We start from the raw sequence: 16,801 nt of genomic DNA on the forward strand, positions 1-16,801 counted from the left end.
GCCAGCGCGTCGTAGTCGATCTACGTCTCCCGGTACTTGCTGCCCTTGGTCACCCCTTCAGGGACGGGAAACGACACCGGTACAGCGGTACGCCGGGACGGAAGCGCCGGCACCTCGCAGACCAGCAAATACGTGAACTCCTGGCTACGCAGCCCGCTGGAGACGACCATGCGGCCCACAGCGGCGTTGCGTGTCAGCTCCCGGCCTCGGAAGGCACGGTCACGCTCCCCATCCGGGGCAAGACCCGCCAGCCCCTTCAAGAACAGATCCGAGAATCCTTCGTCGAGGTACTTGATCGTCACGTGCGGCTTGGCCTGCCGACGTCGCGCCTGGTTGGCCAGCCCCCGCCGCATCTGGCCGGCGAAGGCCGACACCCCTTGCCGGTACGTGAACGGCTCCGCTTCGGCGAACCCCTCGCCTGCGGCCCACTTGTAGAACCCCGCCAGGATGCCGATGTTCTGGTTCCAGGTAGATGCCGCGAAGCGGTGCTGGATCGGCCCACGCGCGCGGTACACGGAGTAGCTGCCCAACACCGCCTTGAGGCGTGTGCGGGTGTCGAACAAGGACACTCCGTGCTCGGATATGAACTCCAGCCACTCCCGGACCGTGCGGACGTAGTACGGCCACGATTTCGGCGCCGGAACTCCGTTGGTCGGAAGCTCACAGGCCCATTGGTTGATCACGTTGACTGGTCGGCTGCCGTTGCTGTCCTCGAAGAGCAGGTCGTCGTCGAACAGCAAGGGCATTCCCTCGGGGATCGCTGGCCTGAACTCGAGTCCCCAGGACTCCCACTTCGCCGATGAGTAGATCGCTTGATGCATGGCCGATGACTATCAACGCAACCCGGCTCACTGCAAAGAGCAAAGGAGCAGGTCGCCGGTACCGTCGAGCAGATAGCAACACTGTCGTTAAGCGGGAACAAACAGGTACAGCGCCCAGAGGGTGTTGAGCAGGCCGAGGCCGAACGACGTGGTCGCGTTGACCAGGGTCAGGGTGCGGAGCCGATGATCGCCGTACACGTACCGCAGGCCCTCGCCGATCTCCGCCCGCAGCCGGCGATCGTCGGCGCGGGCGCGGGCGCGGACGGGTTCGCGGGTTTGGATACGGGCCGTGCACCAGGCGCTGATGAGGAAGGACCCGACATCGCCCAGCAGGGCCCGCGCCGGGCCGAGCAAAGTGGTCAGGGCGGCCCCGAGATTGCTGCCAGCGGTCGCGGCGACCGAGAACAGCGCCCCAATACGGCTGTTGCTCCGCTGAATCAGCGACCGGTCAACCAGACTCGGCAGCAGGCTGATCGCAGCAGCGTCGTGCAGCACACCCGCCGCGCCTTGCACCGCGGCGACCGCCATGAGGTGCGACAACGTCAACGTGTCCAGAGCGGCCGCCACCGGAACGGTCACCAGCGCCGCGGCACTGATCAGATCACCGGTGATCATCTGCCGCCGCTTGGAGTACAGGTCGCCGAGCGTGCCCGCATGCAGAGCCAGCAGCGCGGGCGGCAGCTGGCCCAGGAACGTCATCACGGCGACCTGCGCGGTGGTGGCGTTCAGCTCGAGTAAGGCCAGCACCGGGATGGCCATCGAGCTGACCGAACTGCCCGCCACGCTCGCGGTCTGGCCGGTCAGGTACCGGCGGAAGTCGTGGTGCCGCCACAGCGAGGTCGCGGCGGGCACGGCGGATTGAGTGCGGGCGGTCACGGAGCACCTCCTCGTCCTGCTCCGGCCGCTCGGACCACACGGCCATCACCGTGCGGCGGGGTGCTCGTGACTCCGGCAGCGGCACGACCCGCTGCGGCGTTCCGGGCCGGGAGCCGGAACAGGTGGGTGGTCACGCCGTGCGTGGTGGCCGCGCTCACCAGCCCAGCTCCGTATACAGCCGCCCGGCAGCGATTCCGTCGATCGCTGCCCGGGTGTAGGGAACGATCGGCTCCGGCAGTTCTTCGGGATGCCACCACTTCCAGGCGAGGCACTTGTCGGGCTCGCGGACCTCCGGGGTTCCCTTCCACCGGCGGGTCCGGAAGACGAGCCCCAAGCGGGGCTGGGCGCCGGGGGAGTCGACGAGGTGGACCGCGTGCGCGTACTCGACGTCTGTGGGGTCGATGACCAGGCCGGTCTCTTCGAGGGTCTCCCTGACCAGACACGCGACCGCCGGCTCCTGCGCGCAATGACCCGCGGGGAAGTGCCACGTATCCCCGGCGAATGCCGAATCCGGGTGCCGCAGCCCGAGCAGCACCCGGCCCTCGTCGTCCTCCAGGTAAAGGTGCACGCCCAGGACGTTGAGGACGGCCGCATGCGTGGCTGGCGCCGGGCCCGGGCCCGGCGCGATTTGCTGCGCCGCGTGCTGGCGTACGAGGTCGATAGTTGACGGGCTCAGGCGCAGCCGGGGCAGGTCGTCCGGGGTGAACCATCGAAGCAGCACGCCCTCCCGGAGTTCCAGCGCGTCAGGGTCACCGCGCCACCTGCCGGCGAAGACCTGGATTGGCACAGCGAGGCCGTCGACGCCGGTGGCCTGGTCGACGGCGTACGGCTCCAGGTCCGTGATCTCAAGGCCGAAGACTTCCTCGGCGAGTTCGCGTCGGACGGTGTCCTCAAGCGACAGGTCCCCCGGTTCACGGCCGCCCCCCAAGAGCGCGAACGCCCCCGGTTCCCAGATGTCCGGGTAGTTGTCGCGCAGGTGCAGCAGATACCGGCCGGCGCCGTCGTGGACCAAGGCGGAGGCGTTCACTGGCTCGACACGGCCGTCGAGACGTGAGGCGAGCAGCTTGTCCCGCAGTGTCGGCGACGAAATCTGATCGAAGGGCCGCCACTCCGCGCCCGACACCTCCTCGGTCTGTAGGGCGATCCTGGCGGAGACGTCGGCGTCGGCCAGGTAGAACACGAACCGGAAGTCGTAGTGCTGGTGGGCCGGTTCGCCCTTGGCCGGTCCGGCCTCGATGTCGTGGACGGTGATGTCAATGGGCGCGCCCAGGAACTCGGCGGTGGTGCACAGGGCGGCGGGCGGGATCCCAGCCTCCTCATGGACTTCGCGTAGCGCTGCTTCGAGGAGCGTCCGGTCTTCGGCATCGACGTGGCCGCCCGGCGCCAGGACTAGTCCGCCGCTGGCCTTGTGGTGGATGTGCAGGACGCGCCGGTCCTGGTCGATCACGATGGCGCTGCATGTGACGTGTCCCGGGAGGGTGGCGCGGACCGTGGGATCGGCCTCGGCTTCGAGAGCACCCAACAGGTTTGCCAGTGCTGCCTGTTCGCCGGGGTGGTGCTTCAGGTAGGAGGTGACGAGTTCACGGATGTGGGAGCGGGTGGGCGGCAAGGTGACCTCACAGTTCCGGGAGGCGGATGGGGGTGGTGGGAGCGGGCCGGCGGGTCTCATGGGCCCGCCTTCGCTGACTCGTCGGGGGGTGTGGACGCCCGTTGCCGCGGGGAACCCCGGGCGCCCGTCGGGCCGTCGGCGTCCGTTCGGCCCAAGACCGGTGACGCGGAGGTCAAGGGCGGCCACCTGCTTTCGTCTCTGTGGAGCCGTCGCGCGGCGCGGGCAGGCTGTCCGCGAAGGCGGCGGCCTGCACGAGGTACGCGCTGCGGAAGTCGCCCGTCCCGGTGTTCTCGCCCATCAGCTCGGTGAAAGTGCCGGATTCGGCGACCTGCCCGTCCTTGAGGACGTGGATGAGGTCGGCGTGCCGCACCGAGTGCAGCCGGTGGGTGATCAGGACGATGGTCTGGCCGGTCGCGGCGAGCGCCCGGATCTGATCGAAAACCTTCTGCTCAGCAACCGCATCGAGGGCGCTGGTGGGCTCGTCGACCACGAGGATCTGCGCGTCCTTGTACTTCGCGCGGCTGATCCCGATCTTCTGCCACTGTCCGCCGGAGATCTGGTGCCCGCCCCGGTACCCGCGGGCGAGGAGAGTACCGAGACCGCGGGGCAGCCCCGCGAGGACGTCGTCGGCGCCGGAGTACGCTGCGGCCGCCTCCACCGCCTGGTCCTCGATCGGACGGGTGGGCCGGCCGATCCCGATGTTCACGCGGAACGTGAACGGCCAGTGGTAGAACGACTGGGACATGAGCGCGACCCGCGCGAAGATCTGCCCGCGGTCGGCCTTCGCGGCATCGACCCCGTCCCACCAGATGGTGCCGCCGCCCTGATCCGGCAGGTACAGGCCGGCCAGGAGCTTGATCAGCGTGGACTTGCCGGAGCCGTTCTCGCCCACCAGGGCAATGACCTTGCCCATCGGGAAGGCCAACGACACCTCGCGGAGCGTCGGCTCCGGCGTCTCACCGGTGCTGCCCGGATAGGTGAAGGTGACCTTCTCGAAGCGGATCTCCCCAAGGTCCTCCGGGAGCGCCTCACCGGTGGCCGGAATCGCCCGCGCCTCGGCCTCTTCGCACAGCCGCTCGTAGTCGGCGACGAAAAGTGACTCCTGATGAAGGTCGGTGATCTGCAGGACGAGACTGTCGAGGCTGGACGCGCCGGTCCGGATCGCAAGGACCGCGGTGCCGGCGACCGCGAGGTCCATCGCCCCGCTCCACAGCAGCAGCCCCAGCGCCCCGTAGGTCAGCAGGGTGGCGAGCCCGCCGGCGCCGTCGGCGATCAGGCCGATCCGGGCGGCCTTGCGGGCCAGGCGAGTTTGCTCGCGCTCGCTGGTCTCGGCCATGCTCCGGAAGTGGCCGAGGAGGAACGGGCCGACTTCGTGGACGCGGACCTCGGCAGCGGCCTCCTGCTGGGTGAGCAGCTGGCCCAGGAGGTGTCCGGCCCGCGCGTGCTGGACGAAGGTGTGGAAGGAGATGTACCGCTGCTTGGAGATCGTCAGCGAACTCCAGGCGCTGGGCAGGGTCATCACGACCAGGAGCGGCAGCAGCACGGGGTGCAGCACGGTCAGTACGCCTGCCGCCGCGATCAGGGAGATCGCCGAGTTCAAGGTGTTGGTGCAGTAGCGGATCATCCGCCGTGCGGAGTCGGCGCCGTAGCGGGCTGCGTCCAGCAGCCGGTGGAACTCGTCGTCCTCGATGGCCGATAACTCCACCCGGTGCACGAGCGCGAGGTACCGCTCCGTCGCGACCCGCTGCACCTTCGGCTCCAGCGCCCCGGTCGCGGCCGTGGACGCAGAGCGCAGCAGCGAGCCGAGCAGGGCCATGATCGCGACCACCGCGAGCGAGGGCACCGCACGGGTCAGCCGCTCGTTCGTCGTCCCTCCGGCGAGGATGTGGCCCAGCACGCTGTTGACCGCGATCAGCCCGGCCGCCTGGCCGAGGCCGCGGCCCAGCTCCGCGCCCAGGACGATCCGTAGGGCGCGGGCGTCGGCGAGGTGCGCAAGACGCACGCCCATCCCGACCATGCGCGGCAAGTTCCTCGCCATGGTCCACAGCCCGAGCTTCAGCCAGGCCCCCTCGTGTTTCTCCCAGCCGATGTCGTACGCGAGCTCGCCGCCGAACAGCAGCCGCTCCGAGTCCGACACCGTCCCCTCACTGGCCTCGCCGCTGGTCTCCTTGCTCATGCCGTCCCCCTCGCATCCGGTCGTGCTCATGTGGTCGCGTCTCTGGTCATGAAGAGCCCGGCGGGCTCCCGGATCACCCGCTCCGTTTCGGTTCCGTACTCCGCCGCCTGGAGTGCTGCCACGCCTTCGGCGGTGGCCGCCCCAGCCCCGTCTCCGTCCGCTGTGTTCATGCTGGCTTCCCTCATCCGGCAGCAGGCATGGCGAGGGCTCCGTAAAGGGTGCCCGCGACGTACTGGTTGAGGACGGCATGGGTCAGGGGCAGGGGCCGGCAGTCGGCCGGGGGGCCGCCGGGATCGGCCCACACCACCTCGCTGTGCTTGAGCGGTGCGGCGTTGCGGGGCTCGCCGGACCAGTGCTGCGTGGCGAAGATGGTGCAGAGACGGCCCGCGCCCTGCTCGCTGCGGTAGTGCAGGAGACCGGAGAGCTCGATGTCCTGCACGTCCACCTGGATGCCCAGGGCGTGGGAGGCCTGCCGGCACGCGGCTTCGTCCAGCCACTCCGCCGGCTCCAGCCGCCCGCCCACCAGGGCCAACTGCCCCTGGTCGGGGCATCCGGCCCGGCGGACCAGGGCGACCCGCCCGTCGGAGCGCAGCGCGAGCAGCACCACCTCCGTTAGCGGCCGGTAGCCGGGCCCGGTGCGAGGCGGCGCGGCAGGATCCTGTTCGAATGGAGCAGAGGCCGTACGGGGGTAGGGCGGTGTCGGCACAGATCCTCCCTGGGTTGACGCGGAACCGAGCGATGGTCGAACAACCCGCCACGCCCGGGTGTCGTAACGGCCCCGCAGGGGCGAAAACTTCGAACATGAATCCGAAATCGGTACGCAGGCCAATCCCGCTGGGCATGACACCCGTTGAACTCACACGTTCGAGTGGATGCCTGCGGCCAGCACCCGATCAGGTACTTGCGCTGGTGCTCGGCAGCGGCCGACAGACGGCTGCCGACAGGGGCAGGTCAAGGTCTGTGACCGAAGTTCTGCTCGCCGTCCTCACGATCGACCCCGGGGAACCCGTGCAGGTCGTGGAAGCCCTCACCGCGATGTCCTGGGCGGCCCGGACCCAGGCTCGGGCGAGCGGGACAGGGCAGGTCCGAGGCGGGCGCCGCAGTAATCACAGCGAGTGAAAGGACACACCCGATGGCCCCGGCGCTCCGCGTCGAGGCACTCCCGTCTGCGGCGGCGGCCTACGGTCGGGATGTGCGTACCCGCGAGGAGACGGTCGTGACCCCGTTGGACGTCGTGCTGACCGGTGTCGAGTACGTGCCTGGCGATCCTTGGTTTCTCAGGCTCCGCTGGCAGGCAGGCGACGGCACTCCCGCACCCGCCGTCCGCGAACGTGGCGGGACGGGCGCCCCGTCCAACTTCCCGTACGCCACGCAGCTCTTCTCGTCCGCGGTTCCGGAAGACCGGTACGCCGTCGGTAAAGCGGTCCCCGCCGGCGACACCAGCGGGACGTGGGACCAGGGGCGGGCCGGCTACATGCTCAAACCCGGCAGCCAGTACTGGATCGCGGTCGTCGGCAACCCGCCGTCGATGGCCTCCAACACCGTCGCGGTCCTCTGGCAGCCGCCGTCCATCGTCTCCGTCACGTGCGACGGCACCGCGCTCGACGTGGCCTGGGCACCGGGCGGCGCGGGCGCGACCGGGGCGGTCGCGACGCTCGCCGCGGGGGGGCGCCGAGGTGTGGCGCGGCTCCGCGGCTCAGGCCGCGCCGTCAGCCGCCGCGGTGGCGTCGCGCTTCGACGTGGCCGGCGCGCCGCTCACGCTCGCACCCGGCACGCTCACGCTCACGCTGCGTCCGACCGCGACCGACACGCGCGCCGTCTCCACCGGGCCCGCCACGGTCGCCACGGCGTACACGCACCCGCCCGCCGTCCTGGCGACGGCCTACGCCTCGGGCAGCGCCACGACCGGTCTCAGCTACGCCGCCGAGGTCGCACCGGCGGGCAACACCGGCCTTCAATACGCGGTCACCCTCCTCGTCGGCCGCGCACGCCTGGCCGGGCCAACGCTCGTCACCGCCACACCGGACGGCGACAACGCCGTGCTCAACGTGGAGATACCATGCGTGCCGAGCGGCTCGCCGCTCGCGCTCGTCGTCGCCGCGGCCGACCAGGTCGCAACGGGTCCGGCGTCGGAGCCGTTTCCGCTCCTGGCCGTCGCGCCGCACGCTCGCCGCCGCGAACGCCACCCGCGCCGGCATCCTCGACCCCGCCGCCGTGCTCACCTCCCGGCACTACATCGCCGTCGAAGGCGACACACTCGCCGCCAACGCCTCCGGCGCGACCGGAGCCAATGCTCGCCGATGCGAACGGCGGCACCGACGACCTGTTCGAAGCGGGCACGCTGCTCTACGTCGGGGACTTCGCGGGGGTGACGGTTCCGCCCGGGCAGACGCTGCACGAGCTGGCCGACCGCTACGCCTGCCCCCCGGCGCTGCTCCTGGCCGCGAACGCCGGTCACCGCCTCGCCGACGCCGTGCTGCCCGGCTGCGTCACCGTGCCCGAGACGGCGCGGGTGCCCTACACGCTGCGGCCTGACGACACGCTCGACGCGCTCGGCCCGGCGTTCGGGACGACGGGGCTCGGGCTGGGAAGCCTCAACGCCGCGATGCCGGGCGTCCTCGCCGCGTACCGGACCGTTTCCGTCGACACCCCGGCGGGACCTGTGGCCACCGAGACGACCGTCGACGACACCCTCGACGCGGTGTGGCACCGGCTCGCGGCGCAGGGGGAGGTGACGTTCGGGCAGACGGTGGCCGCCGTCGCGAGCGACGCGTCCTACCTCGCTGACGGTGCGCTGCTCGTCTGCGGGCCTGCTGTGCTGGCCGGTACGGGCACGGCGGTGACTCCCGCGGAGGCGGCGGCGGCGTACGGCCTCGACCCGGCGGCGTTCGCGCAGGCGAACGCCGGTGTCACCGGGCTGGTCGCGGACGGCGTGGCCCTGACCGCCGCCGGCGTGACCGTCACCACGGGAGCGCACGACAGCCTCAACACCGTCCTCACGCGCTTCGCCACGGCCGGTGCGGCGCTGACGTCGGCCGACCTGGTGGCGGCCCTGGCGGACGTCGCGTTCCTCCGGCGCGGTGCGAGGGCGCTGCTGCCGCAGGCGCGGGTCTCCGTCACCGCGGTGCTGCCCGCCGAACTGCCGCTGGCGAACACCACCGTGCCGTTCCCCCTCACCGTCGCGCTGCGACTGGCGCGGCCCGACGTCCTCGTCGACCCCGTGTTCAGGACCGCCTACGGCTCGGGGGCCGCCGAATGCGCGGACGCGCCGGTGCCGCCGCACGTCACGCACAGCGGCGAGCGGGGGAAGGAATCCCTGACACTGGCGGAGTTCGAGACCTCCTTCAGGGAGGCGTTCCCCCTGCTGCGGCTCGCCACCGGACGCGCGCCGGACGGCGGCACCGACCTGTCCGTGGTGGCGTTCACGGCGGGCGGCATCACCGACGTGCAGGTCGCGCCCGGCCTGACCTGGCAGGACCGGGACGGTATCGTGAGGACGATGCCGCGCGTCTTCGCCCTGCGGCCGCTGTCAAAGGAACTCGTCAGCCGCAGCGGTGTCCCGGTTCACGATCTCGGCCCCGACGGCAACCTCGCCCCCGACGCGACACCGACCGACTTCGACAGCGTCGACGCCGAGGTGTGGGCGCGACGCCTGCTCGCCGACGTCGACCTGTTCCTCACCGCGGCGTACGCCACCGCGGTGCACGCCGACCCCGCGACCGGCGACGCGCTGGCACGGGTACTCGCCGCGAAGCGCACACTCTCCCGCGCCGTCGCCCGCGGCCTCTGGCCCGTCCTCGACGTCGCCGACCGCCACGCCGTGCCCGCGCAGGCCGCCGCCGTCGCGCGGCTTGCCGACGAGCTCTCGGTGAACCTCTCCCGCGCCTACGACGCGGCCGCGCTCGTGCAGTACGACGCCACCGTCGAGCCGCCGGCGAATACCGTGGGGGGACGCCCGGCCCGGCTCTACGGCACCCTCGCCACACCGCCGGGGGCCTCGTACACCCTGTCGTCGGCGAAAACGGACCTGTCCGCCGCCTCGTCGTACGTCGGGTTCCTCCTGCGCCTGCCCGATCCGCGCTGGCAGGCATACGTCCCTGTCGACCTCGACTACGGATTCCTGGACCTGGAGTACGACATCGCGGCCGAGCCGCAGATCGGCGGCTACGAGGCGTCCCGGTGGCTCGCCTTCTACCCGCCGCTGACCGGCGACGCCAAGCCCCCGGCGCTGCGGACCGCGCTCGGACGCGCCGACGTGCCGGTGCCGCTGCGCGCGTACCCGGGAGCGCCCGTACTGCTCGGGCAGACAGCCGGCGCGACGTTCGCGCAGGAGCCGCCGACACTCGCCGGCGCGCCGCTGTGGACGTACGCCGTCAGCTACGCGCACGAGCACGCGGCGCAGGACGAAGTGCGCGTGACCGTGGCCTTCAACGTCACCGTCGGGGCCGGGCCCGCCGACGCGGGCACCGACGACGTCGTGAGCGCGCTGGCCCGCTACGTCTCGGTCGCCGACGGCCTGTGGTCACTGCTCGCCGGATACGTCTCGGACTCGGGCGACGGCGCGGCGCGCGCCAACGCCGCGAGGACCTTCGGCGACCTCGTCCGCCTTGTCGCCGATGCGTGGGACCGCAGGTGGCCCGCCGCCGAGCCGGCTGCCGCCCCTGCGACCGTCGAGCCGCCCGCGGTGACGCCCGGTCCCGACCCCGTCGAGGTCACCCTTGGCGTGCGCGTCGGTTACACCGTCGAGGACGGCGTCACGTACCTCGCCGCCCTCGAGCTCACCCCGGTGACGGCGTCGCCCGGCCCTGGCGGCGCGTGGCCCGAGGCCGCCTACGTCGACGCCGCGGGCACCACCGTTTCGCTCGTCCCCGACGCACCGGTCGGCGGCTCGCGGACGTACCGGTTCGACCCGCCGTTGCCCGCAACCGGGTGGCCGCAGTTTCGGCTGTGCTGGCCGGGGCTGCACGTCATGGCGTACCAGAACGCCCGCGCCACCCTCACCGTCCGCCGCAACACGAGCCTGGTCCCCGACGGGCCGCCTGCCGACGAGCAGTTCGTGTTCCGCACCGCCCCGGCCGTCGCACCCGATGTCGTGACGCCGTTGAACATCTGGGACGGACCGGTCGACCTCACCGGGCTGGGACCGCTCGACGACGCACTCACCGCAGCATTCACCACACTCGCCGGCGGGTCCACCGACGCCGGCGCCGCGGTGGGCGTCGGCTATGGCTTCCAGATCCTTCCCGGAATCGACGGGTCGTCGGGCCTCGTGAGCCGGCTGCCGATCGCGCTGGCCCATGTCGTCATGGATCGGTCGACCGGCGCGGCAGTCGGGCAGGTCGCGACCGACTGGCTCAGGGAAAACGACCCGCCCGCCACCCGCGCGCGCCTGTTCACGTTCTCGCTCACGCTGTTCTCGCAGCTCGATCCGAACGCCGTACAGCCGCTGCTGACGATGCCGCAGCTCATCCACCGCATCCTGTAGCAGGTGGATCTCCCTCCCGTACGGCGCGGGCGCGGGTTCTGGACGGTGTCCAGCTCACCCGGTGCCGGGGCGCCGATCGGCGCGACCGGAAGTGAGCGGGCGGCGCAATTCCCCACGCACCCCTGGGAATTCTCCGCCTGAGGCTGGTCGTCATGACGATGTCCATGTGCGGTAGCGGAGCCTTCGCCCTCTGGGCTGGGTCTGGAGAAAGTCAGCCGGTCAGCTCCCCCCACGGGATTGCGGGAGAGACGATGCCCTACAGCACGTCGAGCAGGGCGTTGTCCTCCCACTGGTCGACGACCACCAGGTAGCCGGCCAGGACTTTGGGGAGAGGTGCCCAGCCGCCTGTTCAGCGATGACGATCTGGTCGTGGCCCATAGGGAGCCATCTCATTTGGCGAGTCTGCGGTAACAGATGAGGGTGCAGGCGATGCTGGTGAAGGCGAGGAAGTGCTCGGCCTTGCGTTCGTAGCGGCGGTGGAGGCGGCGGCAGCCGGCGAGCCAGGCCATGGTGCGTTCGATGGTCCAGCGGTGTCGACCCAGACGCTTGAAGACTCGACGCCTCGGCGGGCGATGCGGTGCTCGAGCCGTCCCGAAGCCCTGTCCGAGACCGAACAGCTCTGCCTCAAGGCCGTTCTGGCGCAATGCCCGGAGCTCGAAGCTCTGACCGGGCACGTTAGGTCCTTCGCCGAGATGATGACCCAACGCCAAGGCGAACGGCTTCCGCAGTGGATCGAAGCCGTTCGCTGCGACGACCTGCCCAGCCTCCACGCCCTCGCCGCCGGTATTGAACGCGACAGGGACGCTGTCACCGCTGGCCTCACCTGGAGTTGCGGAGTTGTCGAAGGACACGTCAACCGCATCAAGATGGTCAAGCGCCAGATGTTCGGCCGAGCCTGCTTCGCACTCCTGCGAAGCGAGTCCTGCTCGCCTGATGTTATCCATCTAATGCGGGGCGACGCAGCACGTCAGTCGGCTCCCAATCACTCTTCCAAAAGACTTCAAGCCCGTGCTCGTTGATGAACTGCCGCTCCACCTCGTGGATGGGGTACGTCCCTTGGATGTTGATCACGTCGTGACCCTTGTGTCCCGGAACGCCAACGTCGATGCCCAGGTAGTCGTCTCTTTCGAGGACCATCGGCGCGAACGCGCAGAATGCCGTCATCTCCGACTCAGTGCGCTGATCAGGTCGCCGGCCGGCGTGCGGGGAGCCGGCCGGGTTCGAGGGCACGGCGCAGGTTCGGCATGTAGGCGTGCAGTGAGGCCGCCACCTTCTCCGGCCTCCCAGGTGGACCGGCCTGCCGTCGACGGCAGCACCGAGCGGTCCCAGGACCTGAACCCAGAGCAGGGGCGCCAATCCACAGCGCCGCCGGGGCCCGTTGAGGCTCACCGGCAGCCGTCCGGCCACCGGGATCACGCGCTGATTTCTTAGCATCAGAGGCCAACAATTCGCCCGGTCGCCGCCAGGACGACTACAAAGGACCGGACCGGACCGAACCCGGCGACGGGGATGATGCACCCGTCGACGATCGGAATGATGTCGAAGGCGGTGGATGCGCGTGCGTGAGTGCAGCAGGATCGAACCGACTGCGGTCAGATTACTTCCGAGAAGTCCGAGTTCCGGCTCCCTCCCCTGATGCGGGCGGCCATGCTGAAACCTATGTCGTTTTCCCCGGCGCACGCATCGGTGGACGAGTATCGGCTCCTGACGTCGACCATCCGGTCGAGGGCGGAAGATGCTCAGGGCTGTTTCAGCCGGGCCGGGCGCGGGGAGGGGGGAATGCCTTACCTCCCCCTGCGTATTCAGCTGCGAGGTTTGTTCATCGAGCTCTACATCGAGCTCCGCCTGCAGAATGCGGGCCTTCGCATTGTCGGATTCCGCAACACCTTTGAGAACGGACAGGCCCCGCCGGAAGCGTACGTCCGCCACGTGCGGGACTCGATCGCGCCACCGGGAATCCGCCGAACGCAAGCCCTGCCGTTCGGCGGAGGGCGCTCCGACCTGGAGACGGCCGCCGCCGTGCGGCGTTCGGGGATCTTCCTGGGGCGCCGGCCCTTGGGCAACGCGGTTATTTGGCTGCATCGGAACCTCGATCCGAAGTGCACCGCACACGGAATGCTCGTGCTGTCGGAAATGCTCTGCGAGGCCGCCCGATTCCCTGCCCTGGCCGATGCGATGTCACGCATCTGGATGACCGGCGGACGACTGTCGGCCGCAGCAGTCGCCTGAACTTTACATAGGCACCCATCCACAGGCGTTGGGGCACCGAAGAAGGAGCGAGACCCTCTCCAGGAGCTCGTTTCAACCCCGTACGATCTGCGATTCCCGTCCTGGGGATCCACGAACAGGAGCGAATGTGATAGTCAAGTGCGCCGGTCGCCTCGTGGTTCTCGCCGCCGTACCCGCCGCCGTGTTCCTGACCCTCGGTCTTTCCGGACCAGCTCTCGCGGAGAGCGGAAAGACGTACCAGATCGACCTGGCGCAGCTGAACGCATCAGGCTCCAGCGGTACGGTCATGCTCAGCCTCAAGGGCAGCCAGCTCACCGTGCAAATCGAGTCCGAGGGCATGGTGCCCGGACAGCCGTCGGCCCAGCATCTGCACGGCTCGACGAAGGGGCACGACTTCCACTGCCCGGACGCCACCGACGACACCGACGGCGACGGGGTCCTCAGCAACACCGAGGCCACGCATGACTACGGTGACATCAACATCTCACTCACCACGGCCGGGGACACCAAGGCCACCAGCGGTCTCGCCGTGGAGCGCATGCCCGTCGCCGACAAGCAGGGCAAGGTCTCCTACAAGCGGACGATCGCCGTTGGCCAGGATGTGGTCGACCACATCAAGGACCTGCACGTCGTGCAGCACGGCATCGACCGCAACAAGAACGACAAGTACGACTTCGGGGGGGCCGGCAAGAGTGAGCTCGACCCGAAGCTGCCCCAGGAGGCCACGGCTCCGACCAACTGCGGAGAGGTCAAGGGCGCGGCCGTGGGTTCCGTTCCGGTCGGCGGCATCGAGACCGGCGGCGGTTCTCCGCAGCGCGCGGCGGTGCCGGTGACGTTGCGCGACGGTGCGGCGATCACCGTACTCGCGGTGGTGGCCGGTGCGGTGGCCGTCGCGCGGAAGCGGGCCGCCGCCGTGCCCGTCCGCAGGGAGACTGCCGGGGGCTGCGCGTGAAGCCGGCCCCCGCGCTCTCCGCAACCGCCGTGTCCATCACACGGCCCCACCGCCGCACCGCAGGCCCCTTGGCGGCCGCGGCCCTCGCCGGGCTGCTCCTCGCGGGGTGCGCCGGCCAGAACGCGGTGAAGCCCCCCGCCCCAGAGGGGCAAGCTCTCCAGGGCGGGGCACCGGGCGCCGCCGGTGCCGCTCCCACCGGGAAGCTGCCCGCCGGTGGTGACTCCGCGTCACCCGCAGACGGATCACAGAGCGGTACGGGCACGGGTGCGGGTGCGGGCCGGGCCGAGCCCGCCCTCGCCCGGTCGGAGCCGCAGAAGATCACGATCCCCTCCCTCGGCCTGTCCAGCTCCCTGGAGACGCTGCGGCAGAACCCGGACGGCACCATGCAGACCCCGAAGGACCCCGCGCTCGCGGGCTGGTACGAGCCGGGGCCGACACCCGGCTCCCAGGGACCGGCCGTGATTGCCGGGCATGTCACGTGGAACGGAGCATCCGCCGTGTTCGAGAAGTTGAAGACGATGAAGGCCGGTGACACCATCAAGGTGAACCGGCGGGACGGCAAGACGGTCATGTTCACGGTGGACCGGGTCGCCGAGTACCCGAAGGCCGAGTTCCCCACGCTGGAGGTCTACAAGAACCTCGATCACGCGGGCCTTCGCCTGGTCACCTGCGGCGGCAACTTCGACCCCAAGAAGCACTACTACGACAGCAACGTGGTGGTGTTCGCCCGCATGACGGGCGCCGCGTAGCCAGGACGGCGGGGCGGCCGGGAAGGCGTCCGTCAGCCACAGGGCCCACTGCGGCTGACGGGCCCCGCTGCCCTCCTCGCGGACACGCCGGTGGCCACATCCCGACGATCACTTCCTTCTCTGAGCTCGGGCCGGTGCAGGCCTGGCAGGGCGAGGATCCGCTCCCACCGGGGCTGAGCCTCGCCACCGAGGGCGGGGGACACGCTCGACGTCCCGGACAGCGCGGTGAACCTGACCGTCTTCGAGGCCGAGGTGACCCGGGCCCGCGCAGAGGACTTTGGCGCTGCTGGCGGCGGCTCGTCGAGCCATGGCGCTGGCGCCCTCGTGATACCCGCCCCGCTCGTGCGGCAGCGCCAGGTGGGCCCTGGCCGTGGAGTCGCCCAGGTGAGCGGCCTTTCGGTAGAAGTCCTCCGCGGTTTTGATGTCCGTGGCCCGTTCCCTGAGCTGTCCCAGGCGAGTCAGCGCGGCTGCGTTTCCAAGATCGGCTGCCCGGTGTTGGAGATGGTGGGCCGGGCGGGCGGAGTCGGCTTCGGGTTGGTTCGGCCGTGTTGTTCGAGGTAGTCGGCGAGGCGGAACATGGGCCCGGCCCATGGAGTTGCCGGCTTCGGGGTGGCAGGCGACGAGCCTGGTGGGCGGAGTTCCGGTCGGGGAGCAGCTCGGCGCAGGGGCGGCCTGGCGGCCGTGGACGGGTTTGGCGAGCTCTGCGTAGGCGGCCTCGGCCCAGTCGTCGGTGAGTTCGTTGTAGTCGGTGTCAGCGAGGTAGTCCATGGCGGCGTCGGTGAGGAAGGTTTGAGGGAGGTGGAGGCCGACGTCGACGCGGCGTGCGTCCATGGCCGCTTCGAGCAGTGCCCGGGCGGCTTGGCTGCATGTTCGTAGGTGTGCAGAAGCGCGGGGGCTCCGGCCAGGTCCTGTGTCACACGCCCGTGGCCCGATGCTCTGACCAGGCCAGATAGCGAAACGCTGCTGGAGTACTCGACGAGTCTTTCCGAATGCCTGCGGGCGTAAAGGGAGGGTGTCCATGATCGTTTGTGACGACGAACCTGGACACCCTCGTGACCGCAATGTACGTGAAGATCGACGACGAGTGGGCCGGTATCGCGCGCCTGCCGGGCCGGCCTCCACAGCGAGGCCCGATGGCTACGGCACGCCCGCAAGCACTACCGCCATCTGTTCCCCTTCATCCCGCAGGGTCCGGGCTACAACAAGCGGTTGCGGGCCTCTTTGCCGCAGATCAAGCGGGTCATACGGATGCTTGCGCGGGATACGGACTTCTGGTGGGACACCGTGTGGATCGCCGACTCGACCCCCGTGCCATGCGGGATGTCCCGTCCCAAGGTCAAGCGTTCCGAGCTGGCTGGTTGGGCCAACTACGGCTACTGCGCGTCGCATTCCCGGTTCTACTGGGGGTTGCGGCTGTATCTGGTGTGCACGCCCTCAGGGATGCCGGTCCTGTGGGCTCTGGCAGATCCGAAGCTCGGAGAGCGGGAGGTGCTGGCCGCGATGCTGGAGATCGACGCCGTCCTGGTGGCCGAGCGGCCGGGGCTCCTGCTGATCACCGACAAGGGATTCGCATCCAAGCCGTTCGAGCAGTCACTGTCCGAACAGGGCGTCACCCTGTTGCGGCCGTCGCTCAAGAAGGAAGCCCTGCGGCCTGGCGAGCCGATGCTCAAGAAGGTCCGCCAGCTCATCGAATCGGTCAACGACACCCTCAAAGGCCAGCTTGACCTCGAACAACACGGTGGACGCACCCCTGAAGGCGTCGGGGTCCGAGTCGCGCAGCGCATCCTCGCGATGACCGCGGCCATCTGGCACAACCATCAGACCGGACAGGCGGTCAGCCGTTCACTGACCGCCTACGACCACTGACCGTATTCGGAAAGACTCGTCTAGATGATCAATTCCAA

13 protein-coding genes and 2 pseudogenes are annotated in these 16,801 nt (G+C 70.0%); 7 read left to right on the forward strand and 8 right to left on the reverse strand.

Annotation, left to right across the window (positions count from 1 at the left end; translation table 11 throughout):
* Positions 1-20: 20 nt before the first annotated feature.
* From J7I97_RS38305 to J7I97_RS10035, 6 genes are all read right to left on the reverse strand, one after another.
* A complete protein-coding gene (locus J7I97_RS38305) occupies positions 21-821 on the reverse strand; it encodes a hypothetical protein (RefSeq protein ID WP_251058660.1) in 801 nt (266 codons plus the stop codon).
* Between the two features lie 87 nt (positions 822-908).
* The gene (locus J7I97_RS10015; RefSeq protein ID WP_214932941.1) at positions 909-1,697 is read right to left on the reverse strand and encodes an MFS transporter; all 789 of its coding nucleotides are present in this window, start codon (positions 1,695-1,697) and stop codon (positions 909-911) included.
* 154 nt (positions 1,698-1,851) lie between these two features.
* The gene (locus J7I97_RS10020; protein ID WP_214932943.1) at positions 1,852-3,306 is read right to left on the reverse strand and encodes an NUDIX domain-containing protein; all 1,455 of its coding nucleotides are present in this window, start codon (positions 3,304-3,306) and stop codon (positions 1,852-1,854) included.
* A gap of 172 nt (positions 3,307-3,478) precedes the next feature.
* Positions 3,479-5,512: an ABC transporter ATP-binding protein gene (locus J7I97_RS10025; protein ID WP_374195453.1), complete on the reverse strand. Its 2,034-nt coding sequence runs from the start codon at positions 5,510-5,512 to the stop codon at positions 3,479-3,481.
* Positions 5,509-5,652 (reverse strand): hypothetical protein, encoded by a 144-nt coding sequence (locus J7I97_RS10030; RefSeq protein WP_214932945.1) that lies wholly within the window; start codon positions 5,650-5,652, stop codon positions 5,509-5,511. The genes J7I97_RS10025 and J7I97_RS10030 overlap by 4 nt, the downstream gene beginning before the upstream one ends.
* 11 nt (positions 5,653-5,663) lie before the next feature.
* Positions 5,664-6,188, reverse strand: coding sequence for an NUDIX domain-containing protein (locus tag J7I97_RS10035; protein ID WP_214932947.1), 525 nt, complete (start codon positions 6,186-6,188; stop codon positions 5,664-5,666).
* Between the two features lie 254 nt (positions 6,189-6,442).
* On the opposite strand from J7I97_RS10035, the gene J7I97_RS10040 reads away from it, so the two are divergent.
* Together J7I97_RS10040 and J7I97_RS10045 are read left to right on the forward strand one after the other, a co-directional pair.
* Positions 6,443-6,601: a hypothetical protein gene (locus J7I97_RS10040; RefSeq protein ID WP_214932948.1), complete on the forward strand. Its 159-nt coding sequence runs from the start codon at positions 6,443-6,445 to the stop codon at positions 6,599-6,601.
* Positions 6,602-7,772: 1,171 nt separating this feature from the next.
* The gene (locus J7I97_RS10045) at positions 7,773-10,967 is read left to right on the forward strand and encodes a hypothetical protein (RefSeq protein WP_214932951.1); all 3,195 of its coding nucleotides are present in this window, start codon (positions 7,773-7,775) and stop codon (positions 10,965-10,967) included.
* A 389-nt stretch (positions 10,968-11,356) separates the two neighbouring features.
* On the opposite strand, the pseudogene J7I97_RS10050 reads toward J7I97_RS10045, so the two are convergent.
* Positions 11,357-11,547 (reverse strand): annotated as a pseudogene (locus J7I97_RS10050) (transposase); the annotation flags it as partial.
* On the opposite strand from J7I97_RS10050, the gene J7I97_RS10055 reads away from it, so the two are divergent.
* The gene (locus J7I97_RS10055; RefSeq protein WP_214932953.1) at positions 11,540-11,986 is read left to right on the forward strand and encodes a transposase; all 447 of its coding nucleotides are present in this window, start codon (positions 11,540-11,542) and stop codon (positions 11,984-11,986) included. The pseudogene J7I97_RS10050 and the gene J7I97_RS10055 overlap by 8 nt on opposite strands.
* Here the strand turns inward: J7I97_RS10055 and J7I97_RS10060 are convergent.
* Entirely contained in the window at positions 11,904-12,131 is a 228-nt protein-coding gene (locus J7I97_RS10060; RefSeq protein WP_214932965.1) for a hypothetical protein, read from the reverse strand. The two genes, J7I97_RS10055 and J7I97_RS10060, sit on opposite strands and share 83 nt — an antisense overlap.
* Positions 12,132-12,746: 615 nt before the next feature.
* On the opposite strand from J7I97_RS10060, the gene J7I97_RS10065 reads away from it, so the two are divergent.
* From J7I97_RS10065 to J7I97_RS10080, 4 genes and pseudogenes are all read left to right on the forward strand, one after another.
* Positions 12,747-13,196 (forward strand): ribosome-inactivating family protein, encoded by a 450-nt coding sequence (locus J7I97_RS10065; RefSeq protein WP_251058662.1) that lies wholly within the window; start codon positions 12,747-12,749, stop codon positions 13,194-13,196.
* 127 nt (positions 13,197-13,323) lie between these two features.
* Positions 13,324-14,148 carry a hypothetical protein gene (locus tag J7I97_RS10070; RefSeq protein ID WP_214932957.1) on the forward strand — a complete coding sequence of 275 codons (825 nt, stop codon included), beginning with the start codon at positions 13,324-13,326 and terminating at the stop codon, positions 14,146-14,148.
* Positions 14,145-14,897 carry a class F sortase gene (locus J7I97_RS10075; RefSeq protein WP_308369385.1) on the forward strand — a complete coding sequence of 251 codons (753 nt, stop codon included), beginning with the start codon at positions 14,145-14,147 and terminating at the stop codon, positions 14,895-14,897. Before J7I97_RS10070 ends, J7I97_RS10075 begins: the two co-directional genes overlap by 4 nt.
* 1,028 nt (positions 14,898-15,925) lie before the next feature.
* Positions 15,926-16,763 (forward strand): annotated as a pseudogene (locus J7I97_RS10080) (IS982 family transposase).
* The last annotated feature ends 38 nt before the right edge of the window (positions 16,764-16,801 follow it).

The sequence above is a fragment of the Streptomyces sp. ISL-87 genome (genome assembly GCF_018614095.1).
GTDB lineage: Bacteria > Actinomycetota > Actinomycetes > Streptomycetales > Streptomycetaceae > Streptomyces.

Bases quoted from the DNA above. Each gene is read 5' to 3' on its own strand.
- J7I97_RS10065 (WP_251058662.1), top strand. From the start codon at position 12,747: ATGCCTTACCTCCCCCTGCGTATTCAGCTGCGAGGTTTGTTCATCGAG.
- J7I97_RS10030 (WP_214932945.1), bottom strand. From the start codon at position 5,652: ATGAACACAGCGGACGGAGACGGGGCTGGGGCGGCCACCGCCGAAGGC.
- J7I97_RS38305 (WP_251058660.1), bottom strand. From the start codon at position 821: ATGCATCAAGCGATCTACTCATCGGCGAAGTGGGAGTCCTGGGGACTC.
- J7I97_RS10060 (WP_214932965.1), bottom strand. From the start codon at position 12,131: ATGACGGCATTCTGCGCGTTCGCGCCGATGGTCCTCGAAAGAGACGAC.
- J7I97_RS10055 (WP_214932953.1), top strand. From the start codon at position 11,540: ATGCGGTGCTCGAGCCGTCCCGAAGCCCTGTCCGAGACCGAACAGCTC.
- J7I97_RS10025 (WP_374195453.1), bottom strand. From the start codon at position 5,512: ATGAGCACGACCGGATGCGAGGGGGACGGCATGAGCAAGGAGACCAGC.
- J7I97_RS10045 (WP_214932951.1), top strand. From the start codon at position 7,773: ATGCTCGCCGATGCGAACGGCGGCACCGACGACCTGTTCGAAGCGGGC.